Origin of the sequence: Halalkalibacter nanhaiisediminis (genome assembly GCF_007830185.1) — a bacterium.
GTDB classification, from domain to species: Bacteria; Bacillota; Bacilli; order Bacillales; family Bacillaceae_D; genus Halalkalibacter; species Halalkalibacter nanhaiisediminis.
In genome coordinates this window covers 246,573-259,702 of the sequence record NZ_VLKZ01000002.1, presented here as the reverse complement: position 1 = coordinate 259,702, position 13,130 = coordinate 246,573, and the positions used below count along the sequence as shown (strand labels likewise).

At 36.4% G+C, this 13,130-nt stretch carries 13 protein-coding genes and 1 riboswitch; of the genes, 12 read left to right on the top strand and 1 reads right to left on the bottom strand.

From position 1 onward, the window contains the following. Positions 1–10 precede the first annotated feature (10 nt). The gene (locus IQ10_RS03875; protein WP_144449169.1) at positions 11–820 is read right to left on the bottom strand and encodes a formate/nitrite transporter family protein; all 810 of its coding nucleotides are present in this window, start codon (positions 818–820) and stop codon (positions 11–13) included. 347 nt (positions 821–1,167) lie between these two features. Here IQ10_RS03875 and IQ10_RS03870 point away from each other — a divergent pair, with 347 nt between their 5' ends. The 12 genes from IQ10_RS03870 (at position 1,168) to IQ10_RS03815 (ending at position 12,975) form a co-directional block, all read left to right on the top strand. After that, positions 1,168–1,416 carry a hypothetical protein gene (locus tag IQ10_RS03870; RefSeq protein ID WP_144449168.1) on the top strand — a complete coding sequence of 83 codons (249 nt, stop codon included), beginning with the start codon at positions 1,168–1,170 and terminating at the stop codon, positions 1,414–1,416. A gap of 101 nt (positions 1,417–1,517) precedes the next feature. Then, positions 1,518–1,713, top strand: a riboswitch (cobalamin riboswitch). Positions 1,714–1,936: 223 nt separating this feature from the next. Then, the gene (locus tag IQ10_RS03865) at positions 1,937–3,583 is read left to right on the top strand and encodes an ABC transporter substrate-binding protein (RefSeq protein WP_144449167.1); all 1,647 of its coding nucleotides are present in this window, start codon (positions 1,937–1,939) and stop codon (positions 3,581–3,583) included. Next, a complete protein-coding gene (locus IQ10_RS03860) occupies positions 3,573–4,580 on the top strand; it encodes an ABC transporter permease (RefSeq protein WP_144449166.1) in 1,008 nt (335 codons plus the stop codon). The genes IQ10_RS03865 and IQ10_RS03860 overlap by 11 nt, the downstream gene beginning before the upstream one ends. Continuing rightward, complete coding sequence (locus IQ10_RS03855; RefSeq protein WP_144449165.1) at positions 4,573–6,231, top strand: dipeptide/oligopeptide/nickel ABC transporter permease/ATP-binding protein; 1,659 nt, start codon at positions 4,573–4,575, stop codon at positions 6,229–6,231. The genes IQ10_RS03860 and IQ10_RS03855 overlap by 8 nt, the downstream gene beginning before the upstream one ends. Positions 6,232–6,245: 14 nt before the next feature. Then, positions 6,246–7,028: an ABC transporter ATP-binding protein gene (locus IQ10_RS03850; RefSeq protein ID WP_144449164.1), complete on the top strand. Its 783-nt coding sequence runs from the start codon at positions 6,246–6,248 to the stop codon at positions 7,026–7,028. A 142-nt stretch (positions 7,029–7,170) separates the two neighbouring features. Beyond that, positions 7,171–8,076 carry a hypothetical protein gene (locus tag IQ10_RS03845; protein ID WP_144449163.1) on the top strand — a complete coding sequence of 302 codons (906 nt, stop codon included), beginning with the start codon at positions 7,171–7,173 and terminating at the stop codon, positions 8,074–8,076. Positions 8,077–8,259: 183 nt separating this feature from the next. After that, positions 8,260–8,565 carry an MBL fold metallo-hydrolase gene (locus IQ10_RS03840; RefSeq protein ID WP_144449162.1) on the top strand — a complete coding sequence of 102 codons (306 nt, stop codon included), beginning with the start codon at positions 8,260–8,262 and terminating at the stop codon, positions 8,563–8,565. Between the two features lie 439 nt (positions 8,566–9,004). Further along, the gene (locus tag IQ10_RS03835; RefSeq protein WP_144449161.1) at positions 9,005–9,235 is read left to right on the top strand and encodes a DUF1450 domain-containing protein; all 231 of its coding nucleotides are present in this window, start codon (positions 9,005–9,007) and stop codon (positions 9,233–9,235) included. Positions 9,236–9,498: 263 nt separating this feature from the next. Next, positions 9,499–10,575 (top strand): CaiB/BaiF CoA transferase family protein, encoded by a 1,077-nt coding sequence (locus tag IQ10_RS03830; RefSeq protein WP_144449160.1) that lies wholly within the window; start codon positions 9,499–9,501, stop codon positions 10,573–10,575. Between the two features lie 19 nt (positions 10,576–10,594). After that, positions 10,595–11,311: an alpha/beta fold hydrolase gene (locus IQ10_RS03825; protein WP_144449159.1), complete on the top strand. Its 717-nt coding sequence runs from the start codon at positions 10,595–10,597 to the stop codon at positions 11,309–11,311. A 92-nt stretch (positions 11,312–11,403) separates the two neighbouring features. After that, positions 11,404–12,531, top strand: a complete 1,128-nt coding sequence (locus IQ10_RS03820; RefSeq protein WP_437177654.1) for an RNA-guided endonuclease TnpB family protein — start codon at positions 11,404–11,406, stop codon at positions 12,529–12,531. A gap of 252 nt (positions 12,532–12,783) precedes the next feature. After that, positions 12,784–12,975 (top strand): alpha/beta fold hydrolase, encoded by a 192-nt coding sequence (locus IQ10_RS03815; RefSeq protein WP_199757376.1) that lies wholly within the window; start codon positions 12,784–12,786, stop codon positions 12,973–12,975. Positions 12,976–13,130: the final 155 nt, after the last annotated feature.

Sequence of the window (13,130 nt, the reverse complement as noted above, 5' to 3'; positions counted from 1 at the left end):
AACCTTTCTATTAAGAAGCCTTAATTGTTCTCACTTCTTTAGAGTGTTGTTTATTATTGTTACTGAGAAGTGTATAAATCATTCCTACAAATACAGCCCCACCTACAATGTTACCAAGTGTTACAGGAACTAAATTTTGAGCGAATCCTGCAACTGTAATTGTTTCAGGGTGTGGTAGCAATAATGAAAGGGTTAGCACACTCATGTTTGCGATACTATGTTCAAATCCAGATACAAAGAAAGCAAATAAACAAGCATAAATGATGATCAGTTTGACAGGTTCACTTTTTGTTCGAAGGCCCATCCATATCGCTAAACAGACGATCCAGTTACAAAGGATGCCCCGAAAAAATGCCTCTGAATAGCTTAAATTCATTTTTGTACTAGCAATTGTCATCAATATATGATCAGGGGTAATTGTTGCAAAAATACCAGAGCCAAAAATGATTAAGCAAAAAAGAAAGGCTCCAAGAAAATTCCCTGTATAACACCAAAACCAATTTTTAATTGTGTCCTTTATACTTGTTGCACCAGCTAGTGTACTGACCGTAAAGAACATATTATTACCTGTAAACAAGTCTGCTCCAGCAAATATGACAAGTGTAAGGGCAAGGCCAAATGCAGCTCCCATAAAAAGACTCGTATAAGGAGAAGAAGCTTGAGATAACTGACCGCCAATGATCATGACTAGAACAACGGCTAAACCGATATATGCACCAGCCAATCCAGAAGAGACCAGATATTTCGGAATACTTTCTTCCATTCTTTTTAGTTGATTTAATGCATTTTTTGTTATTAACGTTAATGAATCTGCGTACATATGCTCCTCCTCAAAATGTTCAATATTGTGGTAAATATTCTCTTCTCTCAATATGAATACTCTGTTTTCTTTAGATATTGGTTTGTTACATTTTATCCTCACGTCTTACATTAGCATCTGTTATTTATAAATGTCTTTGGGTATGTTAGGAAACTTAACATGGTTTTTAACTTCACTTGTTTTCCTACCTATGTAAATAGTAAGAAAAGTGTAATGTGTTCACATTTACAATAAGTGTATTAATTCAGCTAAAGAGAAACCTCTTTTCTCTTAATTGGTAATAATTATGTATGTATGAAATTCTTTTTAGGAATACTTAGGATAGACTATCAAAAGGAGAAATGATCATGTTAATTGAAAAAGGAATGAATTATCAAATTTCTCAAGGGATTACAAGTCACTTTAATTCGGCAGAAATGTTAACGATTATTGGACAGAAGGGAAATATTGTTCAATTTACTCTTGGTAATGAAAAAGGATATGGTTCTATGCCGATTCAACATTTGCAGTATTTACTGAAAAAGAAAGACATCACGCCAATTTACGATAAGCGTTTATTGTTAAACTCTGCAGAGAATGATGAACGTACGGGTTAAATAGAGTCAAAAATTTTTTCAGTAGAATATTTGTCAAATGAGTGGTTTAAAATAAGTTTTTGACACTTATTAGTTATTCATATATATTTAAAAAGACTAATTAGATATTGTTGCAAGTAGGTGCCTTGATTATCGTATTAATCAAGGCTTAAAAGGGAAGTTCGGTGAAAGTCCGACGCGGTCCCGCCACTGTAAAAGAGTAATTCATATCCGAGATACCACTAACTTTCGAGTTGGGAAGGTGGGTATGAATCATGATCCTTAAGCCAGGAGACCTGCCTACTTCGATTGCACTGTTTAACCTACGGGGGATAGGGAGGTGTTGAGGTGGCATACGTGTTGAGGAATATTCTCATATACTAAGGCATTTCTAACATTCTTTCATTTGAATCGTTAGAAATGCCTTTTTTTATGCGAAAAGCTGAATCATAATTTAGTAATTTGTGAAAAAATTTATAGTTAAAAAATATCTAGTCACTTTGAAAATGAGATTATTTTTGCAGAGAGGAGTAGAGTGTGTATGAAAAAAAGATTCAATTTTATAACTCATAGTTTATTTTACTTACTATTCAGTACGTTACTTATCGGTTGTAATTCGCAGACGGTGTCAGATGTAAATTCGAATGCTGATTCTGTAGATCAAGCAGTTGACCAAGAACAAGATGAGGTGAAAACTTTACGTCTTGGTTGGCCGACAGATGCAGGCTTTCCTTCTCCATTTGCTTTTAATACATCAGGTCCAGCAGGATTTTTAAGAGTCAGTTACCTTTATGATACTTTGACTTGGAAAAATGAACAGGGTGTCGTTCCATGGTTAGCTAAAAATTGGGAAATTTCTGATGATGGATTAACCTATACGGTTCATCTTAATGAAGGAGTGAACTGGCACGACGGCGAGCCATTAACTGCTTCCGATGTTGAATTTACAATTCGTTATTTATCTCAGCATGCGTTTCTTTGGGGAGATATTAGTATGATAAACGCTGTTGAAGTAAAAGATGAAGCGACAGTTGTTTTTCATTTGGACAAGCCTTATTCTCCATTTGTTGAAGAAGTGATGGGGATAGTTCCTATTATTCCTGAGCATATTTGGTCCAATGTTGAAGATCCTAAATCGTTTCGAGAAGACGGGGCTGTGGTCGGAACGGGTCCCTATATTCTGAAAAGCTATAATCAAGAATCAGGCCAGTATCTATTTCAAGCCAACGCAAATTATTTTAAGGGGAAACCAGAAGTAGATGAAATTTCTTATATTATGGTTGGTAACAGGGCATTAGCTCTTAAAAATAATGATATTGATGCAATTTGGACAAACAATTATCACGACATGCAGGAATTGAAAAATGTAGGATTTCAAGTAATGGAAAGTGATCCGCATGGCAGCATTGTACGGGTGGTATTTAATATGGAGAATGATTTTCTTGGGAAGAAAGAACTACGACAAGCGATTGCTTATGCGCTTGATCGAGCTACCATTGCCGATAGAGTGTTAGGGGGTAATGGTGTGGTTGGAAGTGCTGGAATCATTCCTCCAGGATCACCTTGGTACAATCCTAATACAAAGCAATACGATTTTGATTTAGATAACGCAATGAAAATGCTAGATAAACTTGGATATGTCGATCGTAATCAGGACGGTATCAGAGAAACGAGTGGCGGGGAAAGTCTCGAATTTAATTTAATGGTCTCAACAGATGAACGAGATGCGCAACTCATTCAAGATATGTTGAAACAGGCAGGGATTAAAGTGAATATTCACAAAGTAGATATTGCTACTTTTACTGCTTCAATGAGTGAAAGTAATTATGATATGGCCATTACGAGTCATATTGGTGTAAGTGGAGATCCTGATTTCTTGCGCCGTTGGTTCATGGGTACAGAATACAATGCAAAGGCTTCCCGTGGATCCGTTTTAGAGAATGAACAATTTAAAAGTCTTGCTGAGAAACAACTGATGATAGCTGATTTTGACCAGAGGAAGGAAGTCGTTGATCAACTTCAAGATGTGTTGGCTGAAGAGGTTCCAACTCTCGTAATCTACCATCGTCCATTTTATTGGATGTATGATGAAGAATATTTTAATGGTTGGTTCAATACTTGGGGCGGAATTGCCAATGGTATAACGTCTTGGGAAAACAAGGCGGCGTTTTTGCCAAATGAAGAGTAGAAAGCTAATCTATCATCTCGTCTTGTTTTTTCTAATCATCACGCTTAATTTTTTACTCCCTAGGCTAATGCCAGGCGGACCTACTGCTTACCTTGAAGGTGGCGGAGAAGATTCGATGATGCTTATGATGAGTGAAGAGCAGAAACAACAATTGTTGGCCTATTACCAATTGGACCAACCTCTCTACATGCAATTCGTCCATTTTATTTCTGGTGTGTTCAACTTAGATTTAGGAACATCTATTCATTTTAAAACATCAGTCAGTGAGATCATTTTTTCCCACGCGCAATGGACTTTTCTTTTAGTGGGGGTTTCGATTCTCCTATCTGTTTTCATCGGCATGTTTCTTGGAGTAATATCTGCTTGGTTTCAAGGGACTAGAGGAGACTCTGTCTTATACTCAACCCTTATTAGTATAGGTGCGATCCCAACATTTGTATTAGCAACGATATTATTGCTGATTTTTAGCATTCAATGGGATTGGTTTCCGTTGAGTGGGAATGCGACTGCCTTTGCAGATTACGGTGATGGAATAATTGGATTACTTAGAAATGTAGGAGATATTCTCTACCATGCGACGCTGCCAGTACTTACTTTGACATTAGTCAACACTCCTAGTATTTATCTATTAATACGAGGATCTATGTTAACAGTTCTAAGAGATCCTTATATTTTTACAGCGGAAGCTAAAGGGCTTACAACGACGCGTATCCTTTTTTATCACACGTTAAGAAATGCTCTACTTCCAGTTGTGACAAGTATTAGCTTGCGGATTGCTTTTTTGTTTACTGGTGCAATTCTGGTTGAAACTGTATTTTCATATCCTGGAATGGGGAACTTGATGTACACCGCAATTACAACGAGAGATTATCCTTTGATGCATGGACTTTTTTTAGTCTTTACAGCGACTATTGTTTTGATTAATTTGTTAACTGATCTGCTCTATCCAATGCTTGATCCTCGTATTCGGAGAAAGGAAATGAAGGACTATGCATAGATATGTTGGAACCATTGGCTTACTTATTTTTCTTGCTGTAGCAATCTTTGCTCCTGTCATAAGTACCCATGATCCTAGTTCCTATGATGGTCCGTCGCTTTCTCCTCCTAATGAGGAATTTATTTTAGGAACAAATGATTTAGGGCAGGACTTATTCAGTCAATTAATTCATAGTACGAGAACGTCTCTCCTAGTTGGAGCAGTGGTTGCGATTATTAGTACGATGATTAGTGTTGTAATCGGTTTACTTTCTGGATATAACCGTCGATTAGATCCTTATTTAATGGGTCTTTGCAACATGCTTTTAACGATTCCTCAGTTATTAATCGTCATTATCGTCGTCGCTTTTTCTGGATCTGACTTATGGAATGTCATTTTGGTACTCAGCTTATTATCATGGCCTGCGTATGCAAGAATCATTCGCTCTCAAGTATTATCATTGCAAGAAAGAGAGTATGTAAAGGCTGCACAAATGTTTGGAGCTAAGCAACTTTATATTTTATATAAGCATATCCTTCCAAATATCCATCCATTGGCGAGCGTGAAATTTATTACAACAGCAAAGTCAGCCATTGTTGCCGAAGCTAGTCTTTCTTTTTTAGGCTTAGGTGATGTAACAGAACTTAGTTGGGGGATGATGCTACATTATGCTTTTCAATCAGATAGCATTTTCATTAGCTCAGCTTGGCAGTGGTGGGTCCTTCCTCCAACACTATGTATTATCTTGTTGACATTATGTTTTTCTTTTCTTGGATATAAAGGAGAAAGTGAGCCTTATAAGCAATGGAGAGGGATTAAAAAACAAGCTAATCGAAAAAATGAGTTGCTATACAAAGAGATAACCAAGCAAGAAAATAACCCAAATGTTCTTCTACAAGTTACAAATCTACAAGTACGCTACTTAGAAAAAAGAATTCATCAAAAGAATCAATATCAATTTGAACCAGCTCTTAATGATATTTCACTTACACTCTATAAGGGAGAGATTCTAACCTTAATTGGTGAGTCTGGGTCGGGTAAGACAACATTAGCAAAAGCTATTTTAGGTATGGTACCTAATGCTGAGATAAAGGGAGCCATTTATTTTCAAGGTGAAAGTTTAATGGATCTAGAAACGAAGAAACGAAATCAAAAAAGATGGATTGACATTTCAATTATCTTTCAAGATTCGAAACAGGCGCTAAATCCTGTACTGAAAATTGGTGAACAAATCGATGAGGTGTTAATACATCATCTAGGAATGAATAAACAAGCTGCACGTGAAAGAACAAAGTCTTTATTGCATGATGTTGGACTGGCTCCTCACATCTTAACTATGCATCCTCACGAATTAAGTGGGGGCATGTGTACGCGAGTTGTCATTGCAATGGCGGTCGCTTGTGAGCCTAAGTTACTAATTGCTGATGAACCAACAAGTTCATTGGATGCAATAACGAGACAAAAGGTCATCGAGTTGCTTCAAGAAAAAGCAAAGCAATTTGACCTTTCAATGATATTTATTACTCATGATATGACTGTAGTATCTAAAATAGCACATACAGTCGCTGTGTTAAAGGGTGGGCAAATTGTCGAGCAAGCACCTGTGTGGAAAGTCTTTAATCATCCTGATCATTTTTATACAAAAAAATTACTTGAAACCAGAGGTTATTGAAAAGGAGGGCGCAAATGCTTCAAGTGAGCCAAGTAAGTAAACTGTATAAACATAGAAGGAAAACAATTACGGCAATTAACCATATTGACTTTACAGTGAATAAAGGTGAAATAATAGCTCTTGTTGGTGAAAGTGGATCTGGTAAGTCTACATTGGCTCGTCTGATTATGACGCTCGAGAAACCTAATAAGGGCAGTATCTATTTTAATGAGATCAATATTTTTCATCCACCAAAAGCTTTTGACTATCATCGAAAGGTTCAAATGATTTTTCAAAATCCAGATCGTTCTCTTAATCCTCGGATGACCGTTGAGGAATTAATTTTTGAACCATTGGTTATCAATCGCATTCCTTTGGAAAGTAAAAGAAATAAATTATTAAACCTAATGGAAATAGTTAAACTTCCTATTTCATTAACGAAACGTCATCCGAGTGAATTATCGGGAGGACAAAAACAACGGGTGGCGATTGCAAGATCATTAGCCTTACAACCGCAATTGTTAGTAGCAGATGAAGCAACGTCATCCTTAGATGCGATTACAGAAAACCAGATCATTCATTTATTAAGGAGTCTTAACAAAGAAATAGGCATTAGCATTCTTTTAATCACGCATGATTTGGACATTGTACGTTCGATTTCTGATCGTGTCGGCGTTATGCAACAAGGAAGGCTTATTGAGATGAAAAGAACTAATAATCTTTTCAATGATCCTAAAGAAGCATACACAAAAGAATTATTAGATGCTGGCATATGTGTCCCCTTTAAAAGGTGTCGGGAGTTTATTGTTAATGATTAACTGAGTGTGATTTCATGGATTAGAGTCGTATTAATGATAGTATGGTCACAATATCATGTTTACTGGAATTTGATTAGTTTGTTATTTAAAAAAAATTGATACGGTGAAGCACTAAACCGTCATATTAAGAGGAGGGTTTGTTTTGGAAATTAAAACAGCCAAAAGTGGATTTTGTGTAGGGATTAAACGAGCATATAATGGAATGAACCGGATAGCAAAGACTAGAGAGAAGGTTAACGTCTTCCATAGAGTAAGTACATCAGCACAAGCGCGTGAATGGGATACGTTAAGAAGAATTGAAAAAGAAGACTCTGAACTTTTCGAAGAATATCCTAATCTTGTTAATGTATCAGTTATTGATAATCCGTCTATGATCAAAAGCGGGGACGATGTTGTACTTGGTTTTCATGGTATTGAAAAACCAGTGAAAGAGGAACTATTGACTAAAAATGTCGATATAGAAGATCTGCAATGTCCGTTTATTTCAAGATACAACTCTACATTAGAGGAATTAACTTCAGAGGGATATAATCTAATTGCTTTTGGTCGAAAAGATGATCATCATTGCTTGGATGCACAAAGTGTTGCAAAAGCATATGGTCGAACATGCGTCACAGTTGAAAAACCGGAAGATATTAATCATATTAATTTTAATGCAGAAAATAAGTGGGCCTGTGTTGGTTCTGTAACGGGAAATACAGTTTTATGGAAAGCTGTCGTTTCTAAATTAAATGAGAATGAAATTGAAATCAAAATAGTTGAAACCGTTTGTAGAGATTCTTTCAAAAGACAAGATGAGGCAAGTCAACTTTCAAAAGAAGCTGACATTGTTCTTGTCGTAGATGATGGAGGCGGGGCATCTACTAGTGTATTTGAAGTCTGTTCAAGCGTGAATGACACGGTTTATCGGGTTAGTTCAAAAGAAGACGTAAAGATAGAATGGTTAAAAGATATTTCAAGTATCGCGATTGTTGGGGGGATTTTAGTTCCGCAATGGACGATTGATGAGATGGCAAGTTATGTTAATACTCTTCATTCTTACCAGTAAGTCTTAAGAAATATGAAAGACAGTAGGTTCAATAAGCTAAATAAAAAAAGATATTTGCTCTTACGTCCTCACAACGAAAGTGGTTGGTGTTGCTCACTAAATGTATGTTTCTTAAGCATTTTATTGGACAATCTATATTAAGAGGTGTATATGTTAAGTGATGAAAAGAGGAGGAAGTCAAACATGAATTGCAAAATTAACAAAAATGCAGCGAAGGTTTTAAAACAAATGTTAGAAAGTGAAGAAGGACAAGGAAAGATGATCCGCGTCATCATTACACATATGCACGGTGATCACGCGCACTATGACGTCGTTCTTGATACACCAACTGAACATGATGAAATCGTCAAAACAGATAAGGACATAGATGTATTACTTGATTCTCGTGAAGAATTTTTAGACGGTGTCTGGATTAAATATTTTTATGTCCCGCAAGCAGGATTTGAAATTACCAATTCATTAAAAGGATGGCATGATCACAATCATTAAATTTAATGACTGTGATGAAAATGTTTTAAAAATAAGGTTAGATCCAATAGAGATCTAACCTTATTTGTGTTTAATGATAACCATTTTGACCATTTGCTGAACTACTTGTCTTATGCTTCGGTTTCTTTTTTGATTTTTGTTTTGTGCCGCCGTCTTTTTTAGACATGAGATCTCCCCCTTAGAAATGATAAGACACATATTAATGCATCCTTATTATAGAATTGCCATTTCTGCTCATTTCATGAAAGCAATAGTTGGAAAACAATCGATGAATTTCTTAGATTGATGGCAATAAATAGACGATCAATTATCAACTATATTTTTTTATTTGAACATTCTTTATTTTTATGACTTCACGAATTGCTGTAACTCTGATAATATAGAAATAGTGATAATGATTATTATTTACAACTAGATTTTTTTTGGGGTGAATGAAAAAATGAAAAAAATTTATTTTTGTGGAGATAATAAGTTTAAAACGAAAAAAATATACAAAAACTTAAAAGCATCTTATCCAGAGTTAGATATTAAACAAAAAGGGTGCCTTGGTAAGTGTAAGACATGCAAGCAATGTCCAATTACTTTAATAGATGGAGAACTGATCAAATCAAAAACAGGTAAAAAGCATTATCATAAATTAAATAAAAAAATCTTTAAAGAGTCTGTTTAAAAATGATACAACGCTAGGATGTCTTATCCTAGCGTTGTATCATTTTTAAATAAGAATAACGTGATTTTAAATCTAAAAAAACATTGATGGATTGTTATGATTTGTCTAAAATGAAAGCAACTATTGAATACGATTACTTCAATTAAAAAAACTTGGTCGAAGAAGAGATAACATAATATAAATATTCATATGATGATTGAGCGTTTGTTTAGTACAACGTATAGTTTTGCGTCCTCATTTAAAAGAGATGGAGGTTGGTCACAATGATGCTTCAAGGTATTAAAGTGTTTGACTTTACTCAGTACCTTCCAGGACCGTTTGCCACTTTAAGATTGTCCGATTTCGGAGCAGAAGTGATTAAAATTGAACGACCTGAAGGCGACCCCGCAAGAACGTTAGCTGATGGAAACGTTTTTCAAGCAAACAATCGAAATAAACGAAGCCTATCCTTTGATTTAAAAGATGAAATAGACAAAGAGCAGCTTAAGGACTTATTAGTATCAGCTGATGTAGTTGTTGAGAGTTTTCGTCCTGGTATAATGGATAGCCTTGGTCTCGGGTTTAATGAGCTTAAAAAATCAAATCCCGAATTAATTTATTGCTCGCTAACTGGGTATGGACAATCAGGACCACTAAGTAAACTAGGAAGTCATGATATAAATTATATGGCACTAAGCGGTTTGCTTTCACAGATGAAAGATGGGAATGGTAAACCTGTTCATCCCTCATTGACCTTTGCCGATCTAATTGGGGGGATGGCGGCGTCGGAAGCGATTTTAGCAGCGCTGTTCAAACGAGAAAAAACGGGGGAAGGTGGCTTTATTGATTTTGCGATTATGGACGCAGTTATTTCGCTATTAACGACGCATGTACAGTATCCAGAGGGTCGCGGCATATCAGGATTAGATGGCAGCGTGATCTCATACCATTTGTATAAAACAAAAGATAGTCGATATATCAGTCTTGGTGCGCTGGAATCAAAATTTTGGGCTAACTTTTGCTTGGCAATTGATAAAGAGGAGTGGCTTGCTTGGCATGTTGAAAAAGCAGAAGAGGGAAACATTGCATACGAAGAGATGTGTAATCTGTTTCAATCTCGCACTTTTGCTGAATGGATAGTATTCAGTGAATCTGTTGATTGCTGCCTCTCTCCTGTGTATGAAATAAATGAAGTTGTCACATCTATTTATAATAAAAATCGTGGTTTAATTCAACGATCTCCTTGGAATGATCTTCAAGTTCAAGCGACTTTTAAACGAACTGATATGAAACATCCTCCTAAACTTAATGAACATCAAAACGACTATTCCTTAAATAATTCGAATATTGAAAGAACATAGTTGAAAAGGAGTGATCATTTTGTTAGGAAATTTTAAACATACAACGATACAAGTTGAAGATGTGAAGATAAACGTTAAAATAGCGGGTAATGGGAAGCCTGTTTTATTTCTTCACGGCTATCCGCAAACTCATAAAATGTGGCATAAAGTTGCCCCGAAGCTCTCAGAAACATATACTGTCGTATTGACAGACTTGAGAGGATATGGAGACAGTTCCTGTCCTATAGGAGCAGTTGACCATTCCACTTATTCGAAAAGAGAAATGGCATTTGATCAGGTTCATGTCATGAGAGAACTTGGTTTTGATAGCTTTGATGTAGTAGGGCATGATCGAGGTGCACGAGTTGCTCATCGAATGGCTTTGGATTATCCAGAACAGGTAAAAAGTTGCACCTTACTTGATATAGCACCGACACACGCGATGTACAATATGACTAATATGGAGTTTGCTAAGAAGTACTATCATTGGTTCTTTTTAATTCAGCCATCACCCATGCCTGAGAAGCTAATTCATGCTGAACCTAACGTTTTTTTCAAACATATATTTCAATCTTGGTGTAAAACGCCTGGAGCCATTTCTGAGCCATTAATGGAAGAATATATTCGTTATTTCTCAAGAACAGACATTATTCATTCTTCATCTAAAATCGGCAATTCCTCCCCCACTTCAATCGTGTGCAACGATAAGTGGGGGAGGAATTGCCGTCAGATACGGTATGGTACGTTAAAATCGTAATTAAGTATCTGAAGCTGCCACCTTGCCCCTCCTTTCTCTATTTCAGTTACTAACCTTTCACTAAAAATTTGGTATCATTTAGTTGGTGAAAGGTGGTGGAAATAACGGCTACACTTACTGCAAAAATACAAATCTATGTGTCTGACAATCAAACTGAAAGTCTAAAAATAACAACTAATGCTTATCGTAAGGCTTGTAACTGGTTATCGAAACACATATTCGAAACGAAAAATCTAAATCAAGTAAAACTGAATGACTTGTATTATAAACCATTACGCAATCTATTTGATCTAAAAAGTCAAATGGCTCAATCTGTGATGAAAACCGTCATCGCTCGTTACAAGTCAGCTAAATCGAATGGGCATGAATGGTCTTTGATTGAATGTAAACGTCCAGAATATAATCTTGTGTGGAATCGTGATTACTCTCTAACCCAAAATCAATTTAGCGTGAATACACTTGATGGTCGGTTAAAGCTAAACTATGAGCGAAAGGCTATGAAGAAATACTTCAATGGCACTTGGAAATTCGGTACTGCTAAATTAGTGAATAAGCACAAGAAGTGGTTCTTACACATCCCCATGACAAAAGAGTATCAAAAGATCGTTTTTGAAAATGTAAGCACTATCGTTGGTGTTGATGTAGGCATTAACTTTCTTGCGACTACTTATGATAGTCAAGGTAAAACCACTTTTTACAACGGAAATGTTGTGAAGCATAAGCGTGGTGCATGTAAAGCCACTCGCAAGCAGTTACAAATGCGACAAACACCATCTGCTCGTAAGAAACTAAAACAAATCGGTTCAAGAGAAAACCGTTATGTCACTGATGTAAACCATCAAATGACAAAGGCACTCGTTGATCAATACCCTAGAGGTACAATGTTTGTTTTAGAAGATTTAACAGGTGTTCGTTCTGCAACAGAAAAAGTGCGAGTGAAAAATCGCTATGTTTCTGTGTCTTGGGCTTTCTACCAGTTCCGTCAAATGCTTGAGTATAAAGCTGAATTGAATGGACAGAAGGTCATTGTAGTAGACCCCAAATACACTTCTCAAACTTGCCCTAAATGTGGACACATTGAAAAAGCAAATCGCAATAAAAAGCTACACATTTTCAAGTGTAAAAATTGCCAATATCAATCAAACGATGACCGTATTGGTGCAATGAATCTACACCGTAAGGGAATTGAACATATTGGTGTAGGTACCATAGGAGTATAACTCTTGCGGTAGGGGCGAAGTCAACCGTCCTTATGTTCCATCACGCTAAGGTAGGAGAGCATGGCTCGTTCGCACTACTGGGTAGGAATAAGCGTAGTTGCTCTCTACGAGGGTAGAAGCACTGTCGAACTCCGACAGACGTAAGCCCCCACTTCAAACAGTCCGCAAGGTCGTTAAGTGGTGGGTCGTTGACGTGAAGATTATCGTGCAGGAGCATCAATAGATCTTGAACATGATGAACAGGATTTACATGTGAAAACAAAACAGCCAGTTCAAGTACTTTGGGGCAGTAAAGGAACTGTTGGGCAACTATATGATGTGTTAAAACTGTGGCGCAAGCGAGCGGAAAACGTGATTGGACAAGCATTTACATGCGGTCATTTTTTGCCAGAAGAAGCACCCGAAGAAACGTATCAAGCTTTAATTCAATTTCTAGACAAATAGAAAGAGATAAACGACTATCAAATAGGTCAACGAGTAAAATGTGTACGCTTATATTGATTTACATGATGTTTCCCATTAACTATGTAATTCAAGTATAATAAGAAATGCTGTAGCTATAATACAGTTTAAAATGTTTGATAAACGAGCCAACTAAT

Excerpts from the sequence above, each read along its gene's own strand:
- IQ10_RS03875 (WP_144449169.1), bottom strand. The coding sequence starts at position 820 with ATGTACGCAGATTCATTAACGTTAATAACAAAAAATGCATTAAATCAA.
- IQ10_RS03870 (WP_144449168.1), top strand. The coding sequence starts at position 1,168 with ATGTTAATTGAAAAAGGAATGAATTATCAAATTTCTCAAGGGATTACA.
- IQ10_RS03865 (WP_144449167.1), top strand. The coding sequence starts at position 1,937 with ATGAAAAAAAGATTCAATTTTATAACTCATAGTTTATTTTACTTACTA.
- IQ10_RS03860 (WP_144449166.1), top strand. The coding sequence starts at position 3,573 with ATGAAGAGTAGAAAGCTAATCTATCATCTCGTCTTGTTTTTTCTAATC.
- IQ10_RS03855 (WP_144449165.1), top strand. The coding sequence starts at position 4,573 with ATGCATAGATATGTTGGAACCATTGGCTTACTTATTTTTCTTGCTGTA.
- IQ10_RS03850 (WP_144449164.1), top strand. The coding sequence starts at position 6,246 with ATGCTTCAAGTGAGCCAAGTAAGTAAACTGTATAAACATAGAAGGAAA.
- IQ10_RS03840 (WP_144449162.1), top strand. The coding sequence starts at position 8,260 with ATGAATTGCAAAATTAACAAAAATGCAGCGAAGGTTTTAAAACAAATG.
- IQ10_RS03835 (WP_144449161.1), top strand. The coding sequence starts at position 9,005 with ATGAAAAAAATTTATTTTTGTGGAGATAATAAGTTTAAAACGAAAAAA.
- IQ10_RS03830 (WP_144449160.1), top strand. The coding sequence starts at position 9,499 with ATGATGCTTCAAGGTATTAAAGTGTTTGACTTTACTCAGTACCTTCCA.